General features: G+C 55.4%; 22 protein-coding genes. 3 read left to right on the forward strand and 19 right to left on the reverse strand.

Going from position 1 to position 23935, the window contains the following annotated elements; translation table 11 throughout:
• Positions 1-196: 196 nt before the first annotated feature.
• Complete coding sequence (locus tag ABIB59_RS03645) at positions 197-1396, reverse strand: nicotinamide mononucleotide deamidase-related protein YfaY (protein ID WP_107223779.1); 1200 nt, start codon at positions 1394-1396, stop codon at positions 197-199.
• Between the two features lie 93 nt (positions 1397-1489).
• Complete coding sequence (locus ABIB59_RS03650) at positions 1490-2032, reverse strand: YfaZ family outer membrane protein (protein WP_039079910.1); 543 nt, start codon at positions 2030-2032, stop codon at positions 1490-1492.
• Between the two features lie 233 nt (positions 2033-2265).
• Between ABIB59_RS03650 and nudI the strand changes: the two genes are divergently transcribed.
• Positions 2266-2691 (forward strand): nucleoside triphosphatase NudI, encoded by a 426-nt coding sequence (gene nudI / locus ABIB59_RS03655; RefSeq protein WP_039079909.1) that lies wholly within the window; start codon positions 2266-2268, stop codon positions 2689-2691.
• An 18-nt stretch (positions 2692-2709) separates the two neighbouring features.
• Here the strand turns inward: nudI and ABIB59_RS03660 are convergent, their stop codons facing one another.
• From ABIB59_RS03660 to ABIB59_RS03700, 9 genes are all read right to left on the reverse strand, one after another.
• Positions 2710-3636, reverse strand: a complete 927-nt coding sequence (locus tag ABIB59_RS03660; RefSeq protein WP_110294558.1) for an Rpn family recombination-promoting nuclease/putative transposase — start codon at positions 3634-3636, stop codon at positions 2710-2712.
• 98 nt (positions 3637-3734) lie between these two features.
• On the reverse strand, positions 3735-5090 hold the full coding sequence (gene menE / locus ABIB59_RS03665) for an o-succinylbenzoate--CoA ligase (protein WP_354034043.1): 1356 nt from the start codon (positions 5088-5090) through the stop codon (positions 3735-3737).
• A complete protein-coding gene (gene menC / locus ABIB59_RS03670; RefSeq protein ID WP_039079906.1) occupies positions 5087-6052 on the reverse strand; it encodes an o-succinylbenzoate synthase in 966 nt (321 codons plus the stop codon). Before menC ends, menE begins: the two co-directional genes overlap by 4 nt.
• Positions 6052-6909 carry a 1,4-dihydroxy-2-naphthoyl-CoA synthase gene (menB, locus tag ABIB59_RS03675; RefSeq protein WP_039079905.1) on the reverse strand — a complete coding sequence of 286 codons (858 nt, stop codon included), beginning with the start codon at positions 6907-6909 and terminating at the stop codon, positions 6052-6054. Before menB ends, menC begins: the two co-directional genes overlap by 1 nt.
• Positions 6906-7682: a 2-succinyl-6-hydroxy-2,4-cyclohexadiene-1-carboxylate synthase gene (gene menH, locus ABIB59_RS03680; RefSeq protein WP_354034045.1), complete on the reverse strand. Its 777-nt coding sequence runs from the start codon at positions 7680-7682 to the stop codon at positions 6906-6908. The genes menB and menH overlap by 4 nt, the downstream gene beginning before the upstream one ends.
• Positions 7679-9349 (reverse strand): 2-succinyl-5-enolpyruvyl-6-hydroxy-3-cyclohexene-1-carboxylic-acid synthase, encoded by a 1671-nt coding sequence (gene menD, locus ABIB59_RS03685; protein WP_108700924.1) that lies wholly within the window; start codon positions 9347-9349, stop codon positions 7679-7681. Before menD ends, menH begins: the two co-directional genes overlap by 4 nt.
• Before the next feature lie 71 nt (positions 9350-9420).
• Positions 9421-10719, reverse strand: a complete 1299-nt coding sequence (gene menF, locus ABIB59_RS03690; RefSeq protein WP_107223775.1) for an isochorismate synthase MenF — start codon at positions 10717-10719, stop codon at positions 9421-9423.
• Positions 10720-10803: 84 nt separating this feature from the next.
• Positions 10804-11109 carry a stress response protein ElaB gene (elaB, locus tag ABIB59_RS03695; RefSeq protein ID WP_079496251.1) on the reverse strand — a complete coding sequence of 102 codons (306 nt, stop codon included), beginning with the start codon at positions 11107-11109 and terminating at the stop codon, positions 10804-10806.
• 53 nt (positions 11110-11162) lie between these two features.
• The gene (locus ABIB59_RS03700; protein WP_354034048.1) at positions 11163-11624 is read right to left on the reverse strand and encodes a GNAT family N-acetyltransferase; all 462 of its coding nucleotides are present in this window, start codon (positions 11622-11624) and stop codon (positions 11163-11165) included.
• A gap of 72 nt (positions 11625-11696) precedes the next feature.
• Here ABIB59_RS03700 and rbn point away from each other — a divergent pair, with 72 nt between their 5' ends.
• Both rbn and ABIB59_RS03710 read left to right on the forward strand, forming a co-directional pair.
• Complete coding sequence (gene rbn / locus ABIB59_RS03705) at positions 11697-12614, forward strand: ribonuclease BN (RefSeq protein ID WP_108700922.1); 918 nt, start codon at positions 11697-11699, stop codon at positions 12612-12614.
• A gap of 77 nt (positions 12615-12691) precedes the next feature.
• The gene (locus ABIB59_RS03710) at positions 12692-13717 is read left to right on the forward strand and encodes a chemotaxis protein (RefSeq protein WP_039079898.1); all 1026 of its coding nucleotides are present in this window, start codon (positions 12692-12694) and stop codon (positions 13715-13717) included.
• A 66-nt stretch (positions 13718-13783) separates the two neighbouring features.
• Here the strand turns inward: ABIB59_RS03710 and nuoN are convergent, their stop codons facing one another.
• The 8 genes from nuoN to nuoG all read right to left on the reverse strand — a co-directional run bounded on the left by nuoN (position 13784) and on the right by nuoG (position 23913).
• Positions 13784-15241 carry an NADH-quinone oxidoreductase subunit NuoN gene (gene nuoN, locus ABIB59_RS03715; protein ID WP_039079890.1) on the reverse strand — a complete coding sequence of 486 codons (1458 nt, stop codon included), beginning with the start codon at positions 15239-15241 and terminating at the stop codon, positions 13784-13786.
• A 7-nt stretch (positions 15242-15248) separates the two neighbouring features.
• The gene (nuoM, locus tag ABIB59_RS03720; RefSeq protein ID WP_039079889.1) at positions 15249-16778 is read right to left on the reverse strand and encodes an NADH-quinone oxidoreductase subunit M; all 1530 of its coding nucleotides are present in this window, start codon (positions 16776-16778) and stop codon (positions 15249-15251) included.
• Positions 16779-16952: 174 nt separating this feature from the next.
• A complete protein-coding gene (gene nuoL / locus ABIB59_RS03725; RefSeq protein WP_354034051.1) occupies positions 16953-18794 on the reverse strand; it encodes an NADH-quinone oxidoreductase subunit L in 1842 nt (613 codons plus the stop codon).
• Positions 18791-19093: an NADH-quinone oxidoreductase subunit NuoK gene (gene nuoK / locus ABIB59_RS03730; protein WP_004388260.1), complete on the reverse strand. Its 303-nt coding sequence runs from the start codon at positions 19091-19093 to the stop codon at positions 18791-18793. Before nuoK ends, nuoL begins: the two co-directional genes overlap by 4 nt.
• Positions 19090-19644, reverse strand: a complete 555-nt coding sequence (nuoJ, locus tag ABIB59_RS03735; RefSeq protein WP_039079886.1) for an NADH-quinone oxidoreductase subunit J — start codon at positions 19642-19644, stop codon at positions 19090-19092. Before nuoJ ends, nuoK begins: the two co-directional genes overlap by 4 nt.
• Before the next feature lie 11 nt (positions 19645-19655).
• Complete coding sequence (nuoI, locus tag ABIB59_RS03740) at positions 19656-20198, reverse strand: NADH-quinone oxidoreductase subunit NuoI (RefSeq protein WP_039079885.1); 543 nt, start codon at positions 20196-20198, stop codon at positions 19656-19658.
• 14 nt (positions 20199-20212) lie between these two features.
• Positions 20213-21190, reverse strand: a complete 978-nt coding sequence (nuoH, locus tag ABIB59_RS03745) for an NADH-quinone oxidoreductase subunit NuoH (protein WP_039079884.1) — start codon at positions 21188-21190, stop codon at positions 20213-20215.
• Complete coding sequence (gene nuoG, locus ABIB59_RS03750; protein ID WP_039079883.1) at positions 21187-23913, reverse strand: NADH-quinone oxidoreductase subunit NuoG; 2727 nt, start codon at positions 23911-23913, stop codon at positions 21187-21189. The genes nuoH and nuoG overlap by 4 nt, the downstream gene beginning before the upstream one ends.
• Positions 23914-23935: the final 22 nt, after the last annotated feature.

Consider the following 23935-nt stretch of genomic DNA (forward strand, 5'->3'; position numbering starts at 1 on the left):
AGTCCTGAATATTGGAATCAGTGTTGCGGCTTAGGGGAACCGATTTTGTGAGAACGATCATAAAGCTATGGCGATCCAGCATGCTGGACGTTTCATGACTAGAAAATGTGAAGTATTACGCAGATTTTTTCAGGTGGAGTACAACAGGCTGGACTGAAAAAGCGCCGGAAGGACAATTTCTTCCGGCGTAAAGGGATTACTCAACAAATAAGGATTCGACGACATTGATCCAGCCATGGTCGCTGGCAACGTCCTTGCCATTGAGCCAACGACGCAGAATATTCAGCGCCATCATGGCACAGACTTCCTGACGTACCGTCAGGCTGTGTCGGTTCGTATTAAACTTGACGCGTAAGGCATGTGTACCTTCCGGCGTCGCCAGCGCGAAGTTCAGATGCTCATCTTCGAGTCCCGTGACGGTCAGCGCCAGCCCGGCCAGATGGCGATCGCGCAGCCCCGCAGCCCAACGTGCAGTTTGCACTAACGCTTCATCCTGCGAAGGGATAACTTCGCTGACCAGCAGCGGCGCACCCGCACGCGAAAGTTGCAACGCCACCAGGCCGCCGGTGAACTGTTCACTCAGCGTCAGGCTAAGTTGACGTTCACGCAACCGCCCGGCAAGCAGCGCCGGCAAACCGACTGTGCCTTCGAAAATGAGGCTCTCACCGGCCACCCGCTTCACTTCCGGCCATAACGCTTCCATCGCCTCGCGATGCTCAGCAGGACCGGTAAGTTTCAATTCAATAATGGGCATTGAGGAGCGATAGCCCATCACTACACCCTCAGGTAACGTCAAATGCGACAGGTTTTGCGCCAGATCGCTTTCAGAACGGCCAAAGGTTGTCAGGCGCAGACAAACTGGCGGCTCAGGAAGCGTAAAGCGTGCGCGAATGCGCGGCAGAATTTCATGTTCCACCATCACTTTAAACTCCGAGGGCACTCCGGGCGTAAAGAACATCAGGCAGCGATTAAGCTGTACGGCAAAACCACAGGCGGTACCGACCGGGTTATCCACCAGCTCCGCACTGGCAGGAATTTCCGCCTGCTTGCGGTTGCTGGGCGCCATGACGCGTCCGCGCTCGGAAAAAAAGCGCTCCATCTGCGTCAACCACTCTTCATGCAATACCAGCGCTTCGCCCTTCGCCGTTGCCGCCGCCAGCGCACTGAGGTCATCGCTGGTTGGGCCCAGGCCACCATTAACAATAAGAATATCCGCCTGTTGGCTGCGCTCACGCAGAATGGCCACCAGGTCGTCGAGGTTATCGCCAACGGTATTACGTCGGGTAAGCGGTAGCCCCTGATTAAAGAAAAAATCTGCCAGCCAGGCGGCATTGGTGTCCACGATTTGCCCGTGCAAGACTTCATCGCCGGTTGACAGCATCTCTACGTTTAACATTATTTTCTCCAGCAATAGAGGTTGAAACACTATACCGCATGAAGGGAAGAAAAGAGGTAAGAAACTGGCGCGGACGGACGCCGCGCCGAAGGATCAGAAGCTGGCGTTGACGCCGACATACGGGCCATCCGCCACCGCATTATCGCGGTTGCCTTCTTTACCGGTCAGCTCGACATAACGGTAACCGGCTTCGATACTGAGCGGACGAATTATGGTTAAACGCGCACCGGCATTCGCTTCACGGTAGTCGTTAACCCCGCTGGAGAGGGAATCCGGGGAGTAATAATATTCGCCAAAGAGACGGAAGCTGTCGCTAACCTGCCATGCCAGACCACCACCAACGGCCAGCGCATACCCTTCGCTCCCGGCATTCGGGTTAAGGTAAACGCCTTTACCGCCAACCGTCCCCATAAACGGCCCCAGCGGAATGTTGTAACCCAGGCCCAGACCGGCGATATCGCCATCATCATCGTTATGCGCCCAGTTGCCGCTCAACGCCAGACCACTGGTTTCCGTTCCCATACCCACGCCGAGGTTGGTGTAGTGCTCACCCACCTGGCCGCTCAAGCTCACAGCATTTGCCCCGGCAGACGCCAGCAGAAGGCTGGCAAAACCCAAATATATACTCTTTTTCATTTCTCTTATCCGCGCAACAATAGTCCAATGTTCCAAAGCGGCTGATTGTACGATCATTTTTTTTAAGAATACTGAACTAAAAATGATTTTTTACATCAATCCACGATTTTTACGCGCCCATTTTCATTAAATGCGCCTGCACAGGACAAGTTGCTCTTTTTTGACAGCTTACTGCATCCCCGCAAGGTTGGTGGTATAAACCCTATACCCGTCATAAGGATAAGGACTAAATCATGCGTCAAAGGACAATTGTATGCCCACTGATTCAAAATGAAGGTGATTATTTGCTATGCAAAATGGCGGATGATCGCGGTGTTTTTCCCGGTCAATGGGCACTCAGTGGTGGGGGAGTCGAACCAGGTGAGCGTATTGAAGACGCGTTGCGCCGCGAAATTCGCGAAGAGCTTGGTGAGAAACTGGTGTTGCAGCAGATAACGCCATGGACCTTTAGCGACGATGTGCGCATAAAAACCTACGCCGATGGCAGCAAAGAAGAGATCTACATGATCTACCTGATTTTTGACTGCATCAGCGCGAACCGTGAAGTGGAGATCAATGAGGAATTTCAGGATTACGCCTGGGTTAGCCCGGCGGATCTGACAAAATACGATCTGAATGTCGCCACCCGCCGCACGCTGAGCCTGAAAGGGCTACTTTGAGAAAAGAGCGGCGCAGTCTTAATGTTTGAGCTGCGCCAGTTCAGCTTCACTCAGACCAGTGAAACGCTGCACGACAGCTTTGTCCATCCCACTGCGTAACATTTCACAGGCAATGCGAAGCGCCTCGGCTTTTTGTCCTTCGTGACGTCCTTCATGGCGCCCCTGACGAAAGCCCTTACGCCTGCCGAGTTCTTCCAGTTGTTCAGCAATAGTCATCAACGTCTCCTTATGTTGTGGCGAACGGTGCGCCAGTCGGCGAAGAAAAGCGCCTGGCGCTGGCGTGTTGCCTCTGCTCAGTAGATAGTGCATTGCAGCGCGCAACTGCTGGCGGGTAGTGTATCCCAGCGACAAAGTCGTGACCAGTTTGTCCAGCAAAAGGGTCATATCCCGCAGACGAATGTGCTTTTGTAATAATTCGAGTAAGGCAACACGTCGGTGCGTCATGATCTGCTCATCAGGCACAACGGTAATATCCACCAACGGAAATGGCGTTGTGTACAGTTCATGGGCATATTGTGGCTGGCTGAACATATCCAGCCAGCATAACGAAAAGGGATAAGGGCTAACGCGCCCATGATAAAAAAGCATTGGAATCACCAGGGGCAAGACCGTGTTTCCCGCATCGAGATGCCGCTGCATTGCCGCTACGGCATAACGCATCAAGCGAAAAGCCATAAACCTGTCGGGTGAACTTTGGTGCTCAATGAGTACATAAATATAGCCCTCACCCTGCCGGGTTTTGACCGAGTAGAGCACATCGGAATGGGTTGCGCGCAGTGCCTCGTCAACAAAGCTGCCGGACTCCAGTTTCAGCGTCGCGAGATCGCAAAGCTGGCGTAGCGACGCGGGCAAATGGAGGGTCAGAAAATCGCGCGCCGTCTCTTTATGGGTAAGAAACTGTTTGAAAAGCGCATCATGCGCGGTAGGTGCAGCGGTGTTCTTCATGGCATTCCTTGCCTGAGTAGAGATGTCAGGACACTAACATCCTCCCACCGCCGGTGGGCATTTCCGGCTTGCAAACTGGAAAACGCTACGCAAAAAATCTACCGTTCAGCGACCCATGACTGTAGCGCACGGCGTGATATTTTAATGCCGCCGGACGAAAGATGCGCCGGCAAGCGCAACCACGCAACGGGCTGCTGGAAGCGCGCAAGCTTGTCCTGTACCCAGGTGGTGAGCTGCGAGAGCTCAACGGCGTCATCACACTCCACCACCGCCACAGGTCGGTGGCCAAATTCGCGGTCTTCGCGGGGAACAATAAAAACCTGTTGAACCTGAGGATGTGCCACGATAACACGCTCTACCTCCTCCGGCTGGATACCCTCGCCGCCGCTGAAAAACAGATTATCCAGTCGTCCCAGAATCGTCAGACGGCCATCGTGCAGAACGCCTTTATCACGGGTGGGAAACCAGCCCTCGTCATTGAGCAACGGCAATAATTCCCCGTCTCGCCAGTAACCTGAGGCCATACTTTCCGCCCGCAGCCACACTTCATCGTCAACGATACGCAACGCTCTTCCCGGCAGTAGGCAACCGACATCAGACTGCCCATCAGCCTCTTTCCCGCATACCGTTGAAGCGAACTCCGTCAGGCCATAGCCACACCAGGTACGAATCCCGCGCTCACGCGCATGTTCGGTCAGTTCGACAGGGATCGCCGCGCCGCCCAGCAAAACGGCTTTAAGAGAGACCTCCACCGCATCATTCAGCAATCGCCACAGTTGCGTTGGCACCAGCGACGCATGGGTACACCCCTGCAAAGCCTCTGCCAGACCGTTCTCCGAGACGGTTAAGCGCGCGCCTGCCAGTAACCAGCGCCACAGAATTCCCTGCCCAGAGACGTGATAAAGCGGCAGCGACAACAACCAGTCATCTTCTGGCGCGAAAGGAATCATCGCCAGTACCCCTTGTGCGCTGGCGAGGTGTGCCGCGCAGGTGTGCACCGCCGCCTTAGGTAAACCTGTTGAACCCGAAGTCAGGGTCATCGACGCCAGCCGTTGAGGCTGCCAGTCAATAGCATAAGATTGGGCAACAGGTCGCAGTTCAAGAGGTGTCAGACCGACAAAGTTATTGCTATCAGCCAGATTAACCGCAAAACGCAGCGTCAGGGTTGGCAGCAATGCCTCCAGCAACAGCGCGGGTAATTGAGGATTGACCGGCAATACACGCGCGCCACATTGCAGTAACGCCAGCCACGCTAACAATACCTGAGGTTGGTTTCGCCCACGTAGCATCACACCATCACCCTCGCTCACCCCCTGGTGGGCAAAACCGGCGGCCAGCGCATCAACGCGCGCACAAAGGTCGCGCCAGCTTAAAGTCTCATCCTGCAAGCGAATAGCGGGCTCATCGCCACGCATTTCGCGCCAGTAATGCCAGGGCCAGGTATTGAACGTCATAGCAGTGGTTCCAGCATCTCAACGCTATGGCAGGGTAATGGGCTATCCGGCCAGCGGCGCACAAGCTGAGCCTGCATCAGGTTTAACGTATCGAGACCCGGGATGGTGTCAGGGGTGAGCCATGCGGCAATACGCGCCAGTTGAGTCAGACCAAGGCTGGACTCGATTGATGAACTGATAACCGCTGTCATACCCAGTTGTGTGGCTGCTTTCACCTGCCCCTGAACCTTCTCAAGGCTTCCGGTTAAGGTGGGCTTAATCACCACCGCACGCACGCCCTCTTCACGCTCAAAGGTAAAATCGGCATCGCGCAAACTTTCATCCCAGGCTATCGCTATGCCCGTTTCACGGGCAAAGGCGCGCGAATCATCACGGGTTTTACAGGGCTCTTCCAGAAAAGCAATGCGATCGCGGTATTGCGGATCCACATATTTTGCGAATTGCTGCGCTTTGAGCGGCGTCCAGGCGCGGTTAGCGTCCAGACGCAGGCGCAAGTCAGGCATCGCCTCCAGCAGCAAGTTAGCCACCATACCATCGCGCACCGCTTCATACAGGCCCACTTTCATTTTCGCCACTTTTTCGCCCGGCATAACAGCCAGTGCGGCAAAAAGCTCATCCGGGTCACCCGTGCACAGCGTCGCGGCACGGTAGTCCGCCGCCGCTGGCAACGTGCCGCGCAGTTCCGCCAGCGCACAACTGATACCAAAGTCAACCGACGGCAACCCCGGCAACACGCCGCAATCCCCCGCTCGCCACCCTTGCGCCCAGGCACAGACGGCGGCTGTCGCCTCCTCAAGAGACTCCACGCTAAATCCCGGCAAAGGCGAAATCTCGCCCCAGCCTTCCTGCGCGTCATCCCGCAAATGAATAAACAGCCCGTCACGGGTTTTCAGCCGCCGATCACGCAGCACGACGCCCGCATCCATCGGTATCTGCCAGCGGTAAACCTGCGCGCTGCGCATTACGGATTCCGTTTGAATTTGCTGAAGTCCGGCTGGCGTTTTTCGTTAAACGCGTTGCGGCCTTCCTGACCTTCTTCGGTCATGTAGAACAGCATGGTGGCGTTACCCGCCAGCTCCTGCAGACCTGCCTGACCATCACAGTCGGCGTTGAGTGCCGCTTTCAGGCAACGCAGCGCCATCGGGCTGTTCTGCAACATTTCACGGCACCAGCGTACGGTCTCTCTCTCAAGCTCAGCAACCGGCACCACCGTGTTTACCAGCCCCATATCCAGCGCTTCTTTCGCATTGTACTGACGGCACAGGAACCAGATTTCGCGCGCTTTTTTCTGACCAACGATACGCGCCATATAGGATGCCCCCCAGCCGCCATCAAAGGAGCCCACTTTCGGGCCGGTCTGGCCGAAGATAGCGTTTTCCGCCGCGATCGTGAGATCGCACATCATGTGCAGCACGTGACCGCCGCCAATGGAGTAACCCGCAACGGCCGCAACCACCGGTTTCGGGCAGGTACGGATCTGGCGCTGGAAGTCCAGTACGTTCAGATGGTGCACGCCGGAGTCATCCTGGTATCCACCGTAATCGCCACGGACTTTCTGATCGCCACCCGAACAGAACGCCTTTTCGCCTTCACCGGTCAGAATGATCACGCCGATGTTATCGTCATAGCGCGCATCAGCCAGCGCCTGAATCATCTCTTTGACGGTCAAAGGACGAAATGCGTTGCGCACCTGAGGGCGGTTGATGGTAATTTTGGCAATTCCATCCACCGATTTGTGATACCGAATATCGGTATAGCCTTCAGAGCAGTCTTGCCATTCAATCGGTGCGTACAGCATGGTTTCATCGGGATAGATCATAATATGCCCTTTATATCGAGACGCAGAATTTGCGCCAGGCAGTTAGCCACACTATCGGGGCGTTCCCGATGCGCGTTATGCCCGGCGTCAACAATGACATGACAGTTCGCGCTGACATCAGCCGCCAGCGTGCGAAATTTACTGTCAAACTCACCACATAAATAATGAAATGGAAAAGGCGCGTTACGCAGCGCAGCGCGTAGATCCGGTTGTACAGCGAGCGAAGTCGCCTCCAGCATAGCGGCCAGCGCCGGGCCGTTGTTCTGGCTGCGTAACGCCACCAGACGTTGCCGTTGCTCGTCACTCAACGACGCAAACACCTGCTGTTGATACCAGTCGTTAAAAACGCCGACAAGTGGTTGCGCACGAAATCGCTGCGCCCATTGTCTATCTGATATCAGGCGCTCCTGCCGTGCAGTCGCATCCGTCAGGCCAGGGTGCCCTCCTTCAACGATCACACCCAATAGCCCCTTCGGCTGAGAGCAGGCAAAGTGCATCGCCACCCGTCCGCCCAGCGAGTACCCTATCAACCAGTAACTTAGTATGTTGTAACTACAAAGCATGTCGCACAGCGCATCGTTAAGCTGTTCGAAGGATGTAACCATACTCTCCGCCGAACCTCCGTGGCCCGGCAGGTCAATATAGAGGCGTGAACAGGCCGTAAAGCGTTCGCCGACGGGCAACCATTCGCGGCTGTCACCCGAAAAACCGTGCAGAAAAATTAGCCACGGCTTTTGCGGCTCTCCCGGCATAGCCTGCGCATGCAGGATCACAACTGACTTACCTGCGCGAGCAACTGTTGCAGCGTATGCGCGCCATCAGTGTCTTTCACCACCAGCTCAATCAGCGTTGCCCCCGCTTTACTCCATGCTCCCGCCAGCGCTTGTTCAAGCTCATCCCAGTTTTGGGGATGATGATATTTCAGGCCAAACATCGCCGCCGCATGCTCAAAATGGACATGCTGCGGCATTAAATAAAACTGTTCGCGCTCGCTTTGCGGCGTCGGCAACAGCGAGAAGATCTGCCCGCCGTTGTTATTGACCACAATCAGCACCAGCGGCGCAGAAGCCTGGCGCAGTAATGCCAGTGCATTCAGATCGTACAAGGCAGACAGGTCACCGACGATTGCAAGCGTGGGCCGCGCCGTGCCGCGCTGTACACCTGCGGCAGTAGAAATCAGGCCATCGATACCGCTCGCACCACGGTTGCTGTAAACCGGGTAACCGACAGGTAACTGCCCCAGCGCATCCACCAGGCGGACCACCAGGCTATTGCCGAGGAACAGTTGCCCTTGATCCGGCAGATACTTCGCCAGTCGATGCGCCAGTTGCGCTTCGCCAAAGGTTTCGCGTTGGCTGGCAACCGCCTGCCACGCCTGAGCGGATAATTGTGGAATGTCAGTACACCAGGGCGCGCGTGATTCCGCCGGGTGCAGTTCCAGCCACTCGGCAACACCGGAAACCAGACGGCGGCCACGGTGATGTGAAGGATCAAGCCGCCCGGCAACGGAATCTACCAGCCAGTACTCCTGCGGCTCGCAGGTCGCCTGCCACTGGAGCAACCGCTTACCGGTCAGACTGCTACCCAGTTGAACAACAATTTGTGCCGTTTGCAGTTCACTCACCGCGCGAGCATTGCCCAGCCACAGGTCGGCGCACGGCAGCGGCTGCCCGGTTTGTGAGAGGACATCGCCAATAAGCGGCCAACCGAGCATTTTCGCCCATGCGGCCACCAGCTTGCCTTCCGACGCGCTCATTCGACCCGCCACAACCACGCCGCGTTTCTGCCGCCAGAAAAACCAGTCGCGTTGTTTCGCGCTGCCGCTATGCAAATCTTCACGCAGCCAGGGTTTGTCGTCCTGCCACCAGTCGCCGGGCGCCTGCTGCCAGGCAAGCCCCGTATCATCCATTTCACCGTATAGCGGTTCGGCAAACGGGCAGTTGATGTGCACTGGCCCCGTCTGCGCGGACGCCATTAGATGATCGATAGCAGAGAGCAACCAGCGGGCGGGGATGTCCTGTGATGGACGCGGCAGCGCCAGTGATTGCGCCGGGTGCGATGCAAAGATCCCCGGCTGGCGTATTGCCTGGTTGGCCCCGCAATCAATAAGTTCAGGCGGCCTGTCAGCGGTCAGAAAAATCAATTTTTCCCCGGTGAGGCTGGCTTCGATCAGCGCCGGGTATAAATTCGCCACAGCGGTACCGGAGGTGACAATCACCGCAACCGGAGTGCCGCTTGCTTTTGCCAGACCGAGCGCAAGATGCCCCAAACCGCGTTCATCAAAGTGCGTGTGATGGATAAAGGACGAATTTTCTGCCGCCGCCAGCGTCAGCGGCGTGGAACGGGACCCCGGTGCGATACAAATATGTCGCACGCCGTGGCGCGTTAAAGCTTCAAGGATCACCGCCGCCCAGCGTCGGTTAAAAGCACTCACTGACATAAGTTTGTCCAGTATCAATATTGTGGCTTAGTATAAAGAATCGAAAAAAATAGATTTTTGATATGGGTCGGTTATACGTGTTTCATTATCAAGAGCGAACGCAATCCCGCTGCTTTATTTTCGATTTCCTGCCATTCCATTGTCGGATCGGAACCCGCCACGATCCCGGCTCCCGCGTATAAACGTACGGTTGTACCACTGATTTTTGCACAACGTAATGCAACGCAGAACTCGCTTTGTTTAAGTGACAAATAGCCTGCCGAACCGGCATACCACTCACGCTCAAAGGGTTCATGCTGGGTAATAAACGCACGCGCCGCCAGGCGGGGGAGCCCGGCCACCGCCGCTGTTGGCTGGAGCAGCGTTAAGCACTGTGCATCATCGTTATGATGCATCTCGGTCCAGATACAGCGTCGCAAATGCTGCACTTTACGCAGTCGAACAATTTGCGGTGGCAATACATCCAGCGTAGAGGTTGCATGCTGTAATCTCTGACAAATATCTTCAACGACGAGCATATTCTCGCGCTGGTTTTTATCGTCATTCATTAACCAGTCGCCAAGCTCAGTAGCCCGGGTATCGTCTGTATCATTGGCGACGGTACCGGCCAGGGCTTCGGTACGCAATGAGGTACCCCTTCTGCGCCACAGGCGCTCGGGAGATGACCCCAGAAACGCATTGTGGGGATCGAATGCGATAAAAAAATGAAAGCAATGGTGGTTAAGACGACGGCTCGCCGCCATAACTGCAGCAGCATTAACCGGTTGGGAGAAATGGTAATCCGTGGCACGCGCGAGTACGACTTTATCCATCTCGCCGCGGGTAATCGCCTGCGTGGCCTGCGTGACCAGCGCTTCCCAGCCCGATTGTTGCGGAAAGTGATGCTGCGAGACCAATTCCATCTGCGCATCTGGCAGCGATTTCGCCCGTACCAGGGCATCAATAAATGACCGGGCCTGCGCGACATCGTTTTGTTGCGCGTTGCCATTTAAGACAATAAGGCGTAAGGATGCCCGCCCCCCTTCCCGACGCCATTCGAGACGCGGCAGGAACAGCTCGCCTTGTTGAGGGTCAAAAGCATTCAGCCCCCAGACACGCAAGTCATGTTCGGGATTATCGTTGAGGAAATGCCGGGCTTCTGCCAGTGAGGGAAAACGCAGCACCTGCCCCAGCGCAGCGGCTTCATCTTCACCGCTACGTTGCTGCCAGTAGAATTGGGGGAAACAGGGCTGGCTGGCTAAAAAAGTCAGTGGGTCGAAAGCGTCATTGAGGGCAAAGGCAACGTCAAAAACGTAGAATCCAGGTGAGTTGGCATCAATGCCGGATAACTTCTCGCGTAACTGCTCCAGCGCAACTGAAATCGAAAGCACGCAATCCCCTCCCGCTCAAAAACGCTTAGTATACGGGGTGACTGCGAAAATTAGCAGTACCCCCGTTGAGGGAGGGGATTTTTATTAACGGCGGGCCAGCAGCAAGCCCAGGACAAGACCGACAGAGGCACCTACGCCAATACCGTGCCAGGGGTTTTCGTGCACATAATCATCCGCGCGGTAAACCGCTTTTTTCGCCCGATAGTAATAGGTATCAGACGCGCTACTGACGCGGTTTTTCACGTCATGCAGAGCCTGTTCTGCGCGTGCTTTAAGCTCAATATACTTCTGGTCAGCAGGGTCGCCTGAGGAACGTAACACTTCTTCCAGCGTCTCGCTCAGCAGGGCCAGGTCATCATCGATACGTGAATCATAAAATTGATTAGACATCGGTTTTCTCCATGTTATGTACCTGTCCGCTAACTATAGACAATCACTGACGGTTACGCCTGGCGCACTTCCCGCGCCATACCGATGTGTAAAATGCCATCTTCGTCATAAACATCAGTCACCGGAACAAAACCAAAGCGGGCATAAAAATGCTGCAGATGGGCCTGCGCCCCCAGATACAGCGCGTGCTGCGGCCAGTGTTGCAGGCAGGAAGCTACCGCACGTTCCATCAGTTGGTAACCCAATTTTTCACCGCGAACCTGCTCACTGACAATCACCCGACCTATCACTACAGGCTCCAGATCGTCTTCACTTTTCAGAATCCTCGCATACGTCACCAGCTGATTTTCCTTCCAGCCGAGCAGATGGCGGTTTTGACCAACCAGGTCATCGCCATCGACATCAAGGTACGGGCAGGTTTGTTCAACAATAAAGACTTCACAGCGCAGCTTAAGCAGGGCGTAAAGATCAGCGACGGTCAATTCAGAGTGGTGGAGGTCCTGCCAGCGAATCATGATGTGCTCCTTATTTGGTGTGACCTCGTTATACTAAATGCTTTGCCATTAACGCAAAGGGCGTAATGCATTGTGGAACTGATTTTTCTTGGCACCTCTGCGGGCGTGCCAACCCGCTCGCGTAATGTGACCGCGATATTGCTCAATTTGCAGCACCCAACGCAGGCTGGCCTGTGGTTATTTGACTGCGGCGAAGGGACACAGCATCAACTGCTGCGCACGTCCTTTAATCCCGGCAAGCTGGATCGTATTTTTATCACTCACCTGCATGGTGACCACCTTTTTGGCCTGCCAGGGCTGCTCTGCAGCCGTTCAATGGCGGGCAATGCGCAGCCGCTGACGATTTATGGACCGAAAGGGATTCGCGAATTCGTGGAGACCAGCCTGCGTCTGAGCGGGTCGTGGACCGACTATCCGCTGACGATTGAAGAGGTTAGCGAGGGTCTGGTTGTGGATGATGGTTTACGCCGTGTCACCGCTTTCGCACTGAACCATCCGGTGGAGTGTTATGGCTATCGTATTGAAGAGCATGACAAACCAGGCGCCCTGGATGCCCAGGCATTGATAGCCCAGGGCGTACCGCCCGGCCCGCTTTTCCAGCATCTCAAAAACGGCGAAGCGGTGACGCTGGCAGATGGCCGCATTATTCGCGGTGAGGATTTCCTCGCCCCGGCAACACCGGGGAAAAAACTGGCCATTTTCGGTGATACCGCCCCGTGCCCTGCCGCGCTGCAATTGGCGCAGGGTGTCGACATGATGGTACATGAGGCCACGCTGGAGCATGCCATGGAGGAAAAAGCGAACAGCCGTGGACACAGCTCAACGTATCAGGCGGCGCAACTGGCGCGGGACGCAGGCGTGGGCAGGCTCGTCATTACTCACCTCAGTTCCCGCTATGACGCCGAAGGAAGCCAGCAGTTACTTCACGAATGCCGGACAATATTTGTACAAACCACCCTCGCAAAAGATTTTTATACCATTGCGCTGTGATGTGATATTGCGCACTCTACTTTTTCCGCAAGGTGCCGATAACAGTCTTACCGCAGGTATTTCACATTGAGGGCACCATGGATAATTTCCAGAAAGATATTGATGACAGGGCGAATCTCACCCTGTCTAACCGTTTTGAGCTGTTGCTGTTTCGTCTTGGTGCCTCGATGAAAAACGAGAAATCAGAACTTTTCGGCATTAACGTTTTTAAATTGCGCGAAATCGTTCCGATGCCAACGTTTACCCGTCCTGCCGGAATGAAACCGCCGTTAATGGGGATGGTGAACATTCGCGATCAGGTGATCCCGGTGATTGATCTCTCCGCCGTTGCTGGCTGTAAGCCTGAGACTGGACTCAATATTTTGTTAATTACTGAATATGCCCGCAGCGTACAGGCGTTTGCGGTGGAGTCGGTAGAGAACATTATTCGTCTGGACTGGAAACAGGTTCATACGGCAGAGAAGGCCATCAACGGTCAGTACATCACCAGTATTGCCTGTCTGGACGAAGACAAAGACAGCAACAATCTTGCGATGGTGCTGGATGTTGAGCAGATTCTCTATGATATTTCGCCCGCGGATCACGACCTGCACGGCAACCATCTTCCGGATAAGAAATTCAACATCAAACCCGGTGCCGTCGCGATTGTGGCAGAAGATTCGAAAGTGGCGCGCGCAATGCTGGATAAAGGTCTGCAGGCGATGCAGATCCCCAACACGATGCACATTACAGGTAAAGATGCCTGGGAGCGTATTCAGGTGCTCAGCCAGCAGGCCGATGCCGAAGGCGTCCCTATCAGCGATAAGATTTCAATGGTTCTGACGGACCTGGAAATGCCAGAAATGGACGGTTTCACCCTGACCCGTCTTATCAAGAGCGACCCGCGGCTTAAGCATATTCCGGTAGTGATTCACTCCTCGCTATCCGGTAGCGCTAACGAAGACCACGTGCGTAAAGTGCAGGCCGATGGTTATGTGGCGAAGTTTGAAATTAACGAACTGTCGTCGGTCATTCAGGAAGTGCTTGAACGTTCAGCCAGCCATATCACCGGGCCGCTGGTTAGTGGACAAAAAATCATGTCCAGGCCACTGCTGGCAAAATAAATTCACAACGTTTTTCTGACATAAAAAAACCGCCGATATCGGCGGTTTTTTATTATCTGAAAGGCATTACATCAGCGGTTTCGCCAGTTGTACCAGCGAAATCAGCGGCTGCGGATAGATACCGAGCAGCAGCACCAGCAGTGCAGAGATCAGTACCACAACACCACCGGCGCTATACTGCCAGTTACTCGGTGCATCACGGTTAAGCTGTTGCGGCGCACTCAGATAGAGACTTACCGCGACGCGCAGATAGTAGTAGAGACCGATGGCAGAGCCCAGAACCACGGCCGCCGTCAGCCACCACAGGTGTGCCTGTACGCCCACTGCCAGCACATAGAACTTACCGATAAAGCCCAGCGTCATTGGAATACCCGCCAGCGACAGCATCATAACCGTCATTACCGCCGACAGAATTGGACGGTGCCAGAACAGGCCGCGATAAGAGAACAGGGATTCCGCGTCCGGGCCACGATACGGGCTGGACATCAGGCTCACCACGCCGAACGCGCCAAGGCTGCTGAACAGATAACCCGCCAGGTAGACACCCACCGTTTCCATCGACATTTCACCGCTTTGCAGCGCAATGAGCGCTACCAGCAGATAACCCAGATGGGAAATGGAAGAGTAACCAAGCAGACGTTTAATGTTGGTCTGGCTCAGCGCCATCAGGTTACCGAAGATGATGGAGACAAAGGCGATAATCCCCAGTACGACGCGGATGGCTTCACTTTGGCCTACCGGTGCGTACAGGAACAGACGCATCACGACGCCAAAGATAGCAATCTTGCTCGCCGTTGCCAGGAAGGTTGAAACCGGCGCTGGCGCACCCTGATAAACGTCCGGCGTCCACAGATGGAACGGAACCAGAGAGAGTTTAAAGCCAAGGCCAACAATCATCAGACCCAGACCGGTTAACAGCAGCGGTTCATGCAGTACGTCCCCGGCGATGCTCTTGCCCAGCGCAACAAACGACAGATTGCCGGACTGTGCGTAAACCAGCGCCATACCGAACAGCAGGAAAGAAGAGGCTGCGGCAGACAGAATGGTGTACTTGATACTGGCTTCCAGCGAACGTTTTTGACGGAAAGCGTAACCAATCAGCCCGAACAGCGGTAAAGAGATAAGCTCGATACCGAGGAACAGGGCCGCCATATGGTTGGCGTTCGCCAGCAGAATTCCGCCCAGCGCGGCGATCAACACCAGCAGGTAGAACTCTTCTTTATTGTCGTTGTAGCCTTCAAGCCAGGGATAGGCAAACGTACAGGTTGCGAGGCTCGCCAGTAGCACCAGGCCGGTATACAGCATGGCGTAACCGTCTACGCGCATCAATGGCGTCACGTCCATTGCACCCGCCTGGCCAACAAACCAGAGCGACAGCAGAGCGACGTTCAGACCAATAACCGATAGCGTGGCATTGAAGAAATGGTTGCGTCGCCACGCAATGGAGAGCATCACAACCACCACCGTCAAGCCGACGATCAGCAGCGGCAGCAGCGCAATCAGGTGTTGTGTGGTTAAAGTCATAAGCGCTTTACGGCCTTGTAGTAGAAACAGAATTAACAAACCACTGCTGGATATTACTCATCGCGGAATGCGAGGTATCCAGAATCGGCTGCGGATAGAAGCCAAGCAGTACCAGAAGTACAACCAGCGACAGAATCATCAGCAGCTCGCGCAGTGACATCCCTGGTAACGTTTGACTGGCCAGCTCGCTTTTTGCTTTACCGAAGTAAGCGCGATGCAGCATCGCCAGTGAATAAACAGACGCAAACACCAGACCGAAGGTCGAAATAACGGTAATTACCGGAACGACCTGGTAGCTACCGAACAAAATCATAAATTCGCCAACGAAGTTACCGGTGCCTGGCATACCCAGCGTGGCAACTGCAAAGAACATCGACAGCGCAGGCAGCCATTTAATTTTGCCCCACAAACCGCCCATCATGCGCATATCACGGGTATGCAGGCGTTCGTACAACTGACCACAGAGGATGAAAAGACCGGCGGCGGAAAGACCGTGGGCAATCATCTGGATTACCGCCCCCTGATAGGCCAGTTGGCTGCCGGTGTAGATGGCGATCAGCACGAAGCCCATGTGGGAAACGGAGGTATAGGCGATCAGACGCTTGATATCGTACTGCGTGAAGGCCATCCACGCACCGTAGAAGATACCGATAACGCCCAGCCACATAGCAATCGGCGCAAACTCAGCAGAGGCGTTCGGGAACAGCGGCAGTGCGAAGCGCAGCAGACCGTAGGCCGCCGTTTTCAGCAAGATGCCCGCCAGGTCAACGGAACCCGCCGTCGGTGCCTGGGAGTGCGCATCCGGCAGCCAGCCATGCAACGGAACCACCGGCATTTTCACCGCAAACGCGATAAAGAAGCCCAGCATCAGCAGGTATTCAACACCGTGCGACATCGGGGTTTTCAGGAGATCCTGATAATCGAAGGTCCAGACGCCCGTCGCGTTATGATGCACCAGCACCAGCGCCAGAATCGCAATCAACATCACCAGACCACTTGCCTGGGTATAGATGAAGAATTTGGTCGCGGCGGTGATACGAGTCTTCCCGTCGGAGGCTTTGTGGCCCCAGAGTGCTATCAGGAAGTACATCGGCACCAGCATCATTTCCCAGAAGAAGAAGAACAGGAACATGTCGATGGCCAGGAACACGCCGATAACGCCGCCCAGGATCCACATCAGGTTCAGGTGGAAAAAGCCCTGATATTTTTCGATTTCACGCCAGGAGCAGAGTACCGCCAGTACGCCGAGAAAACCGGTCAGCACCACCATCAGCAGGGACAGGCCGTCCAGTGCCAGATGGATATTGATGCCAAAACGCGGGATCCAGGGGAGTAAGAACTCCGATTGCCACTGCGGAATGCCAGCGGATTGCGTCAGTGAATAGCCGCCCTGCAACCAGAGTTGCAGGCCAAGCGCCAGCGTCAGTCCCATGGTGACCAGTGCGATCCAGCGCGGAACACGGACGCCAAAGCGTTCGGTCTGCCAGCACAGGAAACCACCGATGAAGGGAATTAATATTAGCCAGGGTAATAACATGGCGATTTTTATTCCTTGTTAAAGTCCCTAAGGGACCGATTTTCAACGAATTCGACAACATTCACGATTGGGTGCTGTTTCTTGTGCCGGGTGGCGCTAACGCTTAGCCGACCTACGGTCTCGTAGGCCCGGTAAGCGCAGCGTCACCGGGTAAAACCGCACCTCAAATCAAACTCAATGCAATACCATCAGCAACGCCAGAATCACCACTGCACCGATGCTCATCGACGCCACATACCAGCGCAGATAGCCGTTCTCACTTAGCAGCAGACCTTTGCCTGCAAAGCGGGACAGAATCGCCGGAATGTTCATCAGTGCATTCAGTGGATCGCGTTTCAACAGCCATGCCACACCGAGGAATGGTTTGACGAAGACGCGATCATACAGCCAGTCAAAGCCCCACGCGTTGTACCACCAGGTACCCAGCAGACGGCCCGGTGCGCTGTTGGCAATAGATGTCACCAGGGTACGTTTACCCAGCCACAGCCAGGCAGCCAGCAGGATCCCGACGATAGCCACAACACCCGAAGCCACTTCCAGCATGACCACGCTACCGTGTTCAAGCTCGGTGGTTTCCGGCAGTACGCCATGCAGCGGCGGAACAATCATTGCGCCGACAAACGTGGACAGTACCAGCAGTACAATCAGCGGCAGATGATGGGTAATCCCCTTCCCTGCATGTGCATGAATTTTTTCTTTGCCATGGAAGACGATGAAAATCATACGGAACGTATACAGCGAGGTCATAAACGCGCCGACCAGGCCCGCTACCATCAGGTTGATATGACCGTTAGCCACGGCACCCGCAAGAATTTCGTCCTTACTAAAGAAGCCCGCAGTCACCATCGGCAATGCTGACAGCGCCGCACCACCCACAAGGAAGCAGGCATAAACCAGCGGAATAGACTTACGCAGACCGCCCATTTTGAAGATGTTCTGCTCGTGATGGCAGGCCAGAATCACCGAACCGGACGAGAGGAACAGCAGCGCTTTAAAGAACGCGTGCGTCATCAGATGGAAAATCGCCGCATCCCACGCCTGCACGCCCAGCGCCAGGAACATATAGCCAATCTGGCTCATGGTGGAGTAGGCGAGAACACGTTTGATGTCGGTCTGTACCAGCGCGGCAAAACCCGCCAGCAACAGGGTTACTGCCCCGACAATCCCCACCAGATGCAGAATTTCCGGCGTTAACAGGAACAGGCCATGCGTACGCGCAATCAGGTAGACACCCGCGGTCACCATCGTTGCGGCGTGGATCAGCGCGGAGACAGGCGTCGGGCCTGCCATCGCATCAGCCAGCCACGTTTGCAACGGAAGCTGTGCAGATTTACCGACCGCACCACCCAGCAGCATCAGTGTCGCCCACTGCAGCATGGTGCTGCCATTGGCGAAATGCTGCGGTGCCAATTCAACCATTTCGCGGAAGTTCAGGGTACCCAGTTCGTTATAAAGAATGAACAGCGCAAAGGCGAGGAAGACGTCACCCACGCGGGTTACGACAAACGCTTTCATTGCGGCTGCGCCATTCTTCGGATCGGTGTAGTAGAAACCGATCAGCAGATAAGAACAGAGGCCCACGCCTTCCCAGCCGAGGTACATCAACAGCAGGTTATCCGCCAGTACCAGAATCACCATGCTGGCGATAAACAGGTTGGTGTAGGCGAAGAAGCGGGAGTAACCCTCTTCGCCGCGCATATACCAGGAGGCGAACATATGGATCAGGAAGCCAACACCGGTCACCACAGAGAGCATGGTCAGCGACAGACCATCCAGCACCAGACTAAAGCTGATGTTGAAGTTGCCAACAGACATCCACGTCCACAGTGGTTGGGTAAAACCCTGATGACCGTTATTGATGAAATCCAGTCCGACAATCGCCGTTACCAGTGCAGATAAACCGATAGAGCCGATACCCACGGTGGCAGACAGATTTTCCGACCAGCGCCCACGTGAAAAAGAGAGCAGCAAAAAGCCAATCAGAGGAAAAATAATGGTTAAGGCGAGCATGTTCATCCACGCATCTCACTTACTGAATCGATATTCAGATTCTGACGGCGACGATGGAGTTGCAGCAGCAACGCCAGGCCAATACTCGCTTCCGCAGCCGCGAGGCTAATGGCGAGGATGTACATTATCTGACCGTCGGTCTGCCCCCAGTAGCTGCCTGCCACCACAAAAGCCAGCGCGGCGGCATTGATCATGATCTCAAGCCCGATCAGCATAAACAGCAGGTTGCGACGAATCACCAGACCAGTTAAGCCCAGCACGAATAATATCGCCGCGAGGATCAGTCCATGTTGTAAAGGGATCATGCGCGCTCCTCCGTTTTTCTTTTCGCGCGATCGTCCGCCCGATTGCTCAGCACTTCGCCCATACGGTCTTCACGACCGACATGGAAGGCGACCACCAGGCCTGCCAGCAGCAGCATAGAAGCCAGTTCAACCGCCAGCACATATGCACCGAACAGGTCCTTACCCACCGCTTTGGCGCTGATCGGCGTACCATCAATACCCTGATCGTTAACGCCAGTAATGGCGTAAATCATCACGCCCAGCAGCACAGCAGACAACAGTGCCGGGCCAACCCACACTTGCGGTCGCAGCCACTGACGCTCCTGTTCGATTTCGCTGCCGCCCAGATTGAGCATCATCACCACAAACACGAACAGCACCATAATCGCGCCCGCGTAAACGATGATTTCCAGCGCACCGGCAAAATAGGCGCCAAGCGAGAAGAAGACACCTGCAATCGCCAGCAGCGACACAATCAGGTACAGCAACGCATGCACCGGATTAGTATGGGTAATAACCCGTAGTGTCGCGAGGATGGCTACCAGGCCACAGATATAAAAAGCGAACTCCATTGCCCCTCTCCTTACGGTAACAGGCTCTTGACGTCGATAGGTTTGGCTTCGTTCTGCGCCTCGCCCTTATCTTTTCCGTCGATTGCCATACCTGCCATCCGGTAGAAGTTATATTCCGGATATTTACCCGGACCGGAGATCAGCAGATCCTCTTTTTCGTACACCAGGTCCTGGCGCTTGTACTCACCCAGTTCGAAGTCCGGGGTTAGCTGGATTGCAGTGGTTGGGCACGCCTCTTCACACAGACCGCAGAAAATGCAGCGCGAGAAGTTAATGCGGAAAAACTCCGGATACCAACGGCCATCTACCGTCTCTGCTTTTTGCAAAGAGATACAGCCTACCGGGCACGCTACCGCACACAGGTTACAGGCAACACAGCGCTCGGCGCCGTCCGGGTCACGCGTCAGGACGATGCGTCCACGGTAGCGCGGCGGCAAATATACCGGCTCTTCCGGGTACATCCGAGTTTCGCGTTTCGCAAACGCATGCAGGCCGATCATCCAGATACTACGCACCTGGGTGCCGAAGCCCACGAGTAATTCTTTTAAAGTCATGGTCTTTTCACCCCTTATTGCGCTTGCCAGAGAATGACAGCCGCCGTACCCAACAGATTGAGAAGCGTCAGCGGCAGACATACTTTCCAGCCGAAGGACATTACCTGGTCATAACGCGGACGGGGTAACGCTGCGCGAATCAAAATGAACATCATCATAAAGAACGCGGTTTTAATCGCGAACCAGATGAATGGCGGTAAGAACGGGCCATGCCAGCCACCGAAGAACAACGTCACCATCAGTGCAGAGATGGTCACGATACCGATGTATTCCCCCACAAAGAACAGACCGAACTTCATACCGGAATATTCAATGTGGTAACCATCGGCCAGTTCCTGCTCGGCTTCCGGCTGGTCAAACGGGTGACGGTGACACACCGCCACGCCCGCGATAGCGAAGGTAATAAAACCAAAGAACTGCGGGATAACGTTCCAGATATCAGCCTGGTTATTGACGATGTCGGTCATGTTGAATGAACCGGCCTGTGCCACCACGCCCATCAGCGAAAGCCCGAGAAAGACTTCGTAGCTCAGCGTCTGCGCAGAAGCACGCATCGCGCCGAGCAGGGAGTATTTGTTGTTACTCGACCAGCCAGCGAACAGCACCGCGTAGACCGCAAGACCTGCCATCATCAGGAAGAACAAAATCCCGATGTTCAGGTCCGCTACCACCCAGCCAGGACTCACCGGGACAATGGCGAAGGCCAGCAGCAGCGAGGTAAAAGCGATCATCGGTGCGAGGGTGAAGATAACCCGGTCAGTGAATTTCGGGATCCAGTCCTCTTTAAAGAACATCTTGATCATGTCCGCGACGATCTGGAGTGAACCACCCCAGCCTACGCGGTTCGGTCCGTAGCGGTTCTGGAACAGCCCCAGCAGTCGACGTTCGCCAAAACTCATGAGCGCGCCGCAGGTGACAACCACCAGCAGGATCACGACAGCCTTGATGATACCTAACAGAATGTCGATAACATCCGGTGTTAACCAACTCATGCTTGCGCCTCCTGCAGATTTTCAAGACGTGCGCCGGCCAGTACCGGGGCAATGCCCGGCATGCCCATCGGCAAACCAACCTGCCCTGCCGTCAGCCCTTCGGAAAGCTGCAGCGGCAGGCTTAACGTCTGACCGTCGTAGCTGAACGAAATATGCGCGCCCGCATTCACACCCAACTTCGCGGCGTCAGCCGGGTTGAGTTTGATATACGGCTCAGGCATACGGCTCTGGAAGACCGGAGAACGCTGAGACAGTTCATCACTGCCGAACAGATGATAGTAAGGCGCAATACGCCACTGACCGTCCTGCGGTTCAAAGCCCGCCGGAACAGAAGTGAAGTAATCCAGACCGGTCGCCGAGGCTTCGATCAGCCGCACGCCCGGATCGCCGTGGCGCAGTGAACCGCCCACCTCAGCCTGGAATTTGTTCCATGCTTGCGGGGAGTTCCAGCCCGGAGCCCATGCGAACGGAATTTGTGAACGCGGTGCGGACGGCTGGTTGTTCCCTTCCATTGAGAAAGCGAACATGGTGTCTTTATCCTGCGGCTGACGCGGTTCGTGAACGCTGATATTGGCGCGCATGGCCGTACGACCACTGTAGCGGTGCGGTTCACGTGCCAGTTTCTGGCCACGGATACGGAAGCTGGCATCCGGCGCAGCGTCTTTGATACCGGCGAACTGCGGCATTTTTTCAACCACAGCGTCGATAACATGGTCAAGCTGCGTCCAGTCCACTTCACGGCTCTGTACGGTGCTGTGCAGGGAGTGCAGCCAACGCCAGCTTTCCAGCATAATCGTTTTGCTGTCGTAGTAGGCCGGGTCATACACCTGGAAGAAGCGCTGCGCGCGTCCTTCATTGTTGATAACCGTACCATCGCTTTCCGCGAAGCTCGCCGCAGACAGCACCAGATGCGCATGGTCCATGATCGCCGTGCGCTGATGGTCAATAACCAACACCAGCGGCGCTTTATCCAGCGCGGCATTTACGCGACTGGCCGCAGCGTGACGGTGCAGATCGTTTTCCAGCACGATAACCGCATCAGCGGCACCGGTTTCCAGTTCGGTTAACGCGTCATCCAGCGAACCACCGCCCATCAGACCCAGACCGACGCTGTTGGTCGAACGGGCAATCATGGTAATGCCAACATCGGCACCGCGGCCTTTCAGCGCCTTCGCCACGTTTGCGGCGGCCTGAATCACAGCCGTGCTGCCAGTGTTGGTACCGGAGATGATCAGCGGTTTTTTGGCGCCAGCCAGCGCCTGAACGATAACATCAACCTTGCCACGCAAGTCGCTGCTTAACCCCTCGACCGCCGGAGAAGCGTCATCCAGCGCATGAGCGATGGCGAAGCCTAAACGGGCCTGATCTTCTACCGGTGCGCGGTAGGTCCACGCGGCGATATCGTCCAGACGGGTATCGTCCACGTTGGTGACAAACAACGGGTGTTTGGCGCGCTGGCCAATATTGAGGATCGCCGCAATCTGCCAGTCGGCCACTTTCTGCGCCGCTGCCATCTCACGTGCTTTCCCTTTCACGGCCTGACGGACCGCCAGTGCGACACGTGCGCCCGTCTGGGTAATGTCTTCGCCCAGAACCAGAACCGCATCGTAAGATTCAATTTCGCGCAGCGCCGGGGTACGAATACCGCCCTCACGCAGCACTTTTAGCATTAATTGCAGACGTTCCTGCTCGCCGCTGGCGATGCCGGTATAGAAGTTTTCTGCTCCAACCAACTCACGCAGCGCGAAGTTGCTTTCGACGCTGGCGCGCGGGGAGCCGATACCGATCACTTTCTTCGACTGGCGCAGAATATCTGCCGCGCCCTGCATCGCCTGCTCGGCGTTAAGGGTGATCAGGTCATTGCCACGGCGCTGAACCGGCTGACGCGGACGGTCTTTCAGGTTGACATAGCCATAGCCGAAACGACCACGGTCGCAGAGGAAGTAGTGGTTAACGGTACCGTTGTAGCGGTTTTCGATACGACGCAGTTCACCGTAACGTTCACCCGGGCTGGTGTTACAGCCCAGTGAGCACTGCTGGCAGATGCTCGGTGCAAACTGCATGTCCCACTTACGGTTGTAACGCTCGGAGTGGGTTTTATCGGTGAAGACGCCGGTCGGGCAGATTTCCACTAGGTTACCGGAGAATTCGCTTTCAAGCGTACCGTCTTCCGGGCGACCAAAGTAGACGTTGTCGTGTGCGCCATAAACGCCAAGATCCGCGCCGTCTGCGTAGTCTTTGTAGTAACGCACGCAGCGATAGCAGGCGATGCAACGGTTCATTTCGTGAGAGATGAACGGCCCCAGGTCCTGGTTGCGGTGCGTACGTTTGGTGAAACGGTAGCGACGGAAGCTATGACCCGTCATCACGGTCATATCCTGCAGGTGGCAGTTGCCGCCCTCTTCACAGACCGGACAGTCGTGCGGGTGGTTGGTCATCAGCCACTCTACAACGCTTTCACGGAACTGCTTCGCTTCTTCATCGTCGATAGAAATAAAGGTGCCATCGGATGCCGGGGTCATACAGGACATGACCAGGCGACCACGCGTGTCTTCCGCGTTTTGATATTGCTTCACCGCACACTGGCGGCACGCACCCACGCTTCCCAGCGCCGGATGCCAGCAAAAATAAGGAATATCAAGGCCCATAGAGAGACATGCCTGTAGCAGGTTGTCCGCTCCGTTAACCTCGTATTCTTTGCCGTCTACATGAATCGTAGCCATTAGCGTGCTTCCAAATTAGAAA

The organism is Citrobacter sp. UYEF32 (assembly GCF_040546205.1).
Taxonomy (GTDB): Bacteria; Pseudomonadota; Gammaproteobacteria; order Enterobacterales; family Enterobacteriaceae; genus Phytobacter; species Phytobacter diazotrophicus.

What these genes read in the sequence shown, in the direction of transcription:
- ABIB59_RS03645 (WP_107223779.1), bottom strand. Translation starts at nt 1,396, where the DNA reads ATGTTAAACGTAGAGATGCTGTCAACCGGCGATGAAGTCTTGCACGGG.
- ABIB59_RS03650 (WP_039079910.1), bottom strand. Translation starts at nt 2,032, where the DNA reads ATGAAAAAGAGTATATATTTGGGTTTTGCCAGCCTTCTGCTGGCGTCT.
- nudI (WP_039079909.1), top strand. Translation starts at nt 2,266, where the DNA reads ATGCGTCAAAGGACAATTGTATGCCCACTGATTCAAAATGAAGGTGAT.
- ABIB59_RS03660 (WP_110294558.1), bottom strand. Translation starts at nt 3,636, where the DNA reads ATGAAGAACACCGCTGCACCTACCGCGCATGATGCGCTTTTCAAACAG.
- menE (WP_354034043.1), bottom strand. Translation starts at nt 5,090, where the DNA reads ATGACGTTCAATACCTGGCCCTGGCATTACTGGCGCGAAATGCGTGGC.
- menC (WP_039079906.1), bottom strand. Translation starts at nt 6,052, where the DNA reads ATGCGCAGCGCGCAGGTTTACCGCTGGCAGATACCGATGGATGCGGGC.
- menB (WP_039079905.1), bottom strand. Translation starts at nt 6,909, where the DNA reads ATGATCTATCCCGATGAAACCATGCTGTACGCACCGATTGAATGGCAA.
- menD (WP_108700924.1), bottom strand. Translation starts at nt 9,349, where the DNA reads ATGTCAGTGAGTGCTTTTAACCGACGCTGGGCGGCGGTGATCCTTGAA.
- elaB (WP_079496251.1), bottom strand. Translation starts at nt 11,109, where the DNA reads ATGTCTAATCAATTTTATGATTCACGTATCGATGATGACCTGGCCCTG.
- ABIB59_RS03700 (WP_354034048.1), bottom strand. Translation starts at nt 11,624, where the DNA reads ATGATTCGCTGGCAGGACCTCCACCACTCTGAATTGACCGTCGCTGAT.
- ABIB59_RS03710 (WP_039079898.1), top strand. Translation starts at nt 12,692, where the DNA reads ATGGATAATTTCCAGAAAGATATTGATGACAGGGCGAATCTCACCCTG.
- nuoN (WP_039079890.1), bottom strand. Translation starts at nt 15,241, where the DNA reads ATGACTTTAACCACACAACACCTGATTGCGCTGCTGCCGCTGCTGATC.
- nuoM (WP_039079889.1), bottom strand. Translation starts at nt 16,778, where the DNA reads ATGTTATTACCCTGGCTAATATTAATTCCCTTCATCGGTGGTTTCCTG.
- nuoL (WP_354034051.1), bottom strand. Translation starts at nt 18,794, where the DNA reads ATGAACATGCTCGCCTTAACCATTATTTTTCCTCTGATTGGCTTTTTG.
- nuoK (WP_004388260.1), bottom strand. Translation starts at nt 19,093, where the DNA reads ATGATCCCTTTACAACATGGACTGATCCTCGCGGCGATATTATTCGTG.
- nuoJ (WP_039079886.1), bottom strand. Translation starts at nt 19,644, where the DNA reads ATGGAGTTCGCTTTTTATATCTGTGGCCTGGTAGCCATCCTCGCGACA.
- nuoI (WP_039079885.1), bottom strand. Translation starts at nt 20,198, where the DNA reads ATGACTTTAAAAGAATTACTCGTGGGCTTCGGCACCCAGGTGCGTAGT.
- nuoH (WP_039079884.1), bottom strand. Translation starts at nt 21,190, where the DNA reads ATGAGTTGGTTAACACCGGATGTTATCGACATTCTGTTAGGTATCATC.
- nuoG (WP_039079883.1), bottom strand. Translation starts at nt 23,913, where the DNA reads ATGGCTACGATTCATGTAGACGGCAAAGAATACGAGGTTAACGGAGCG.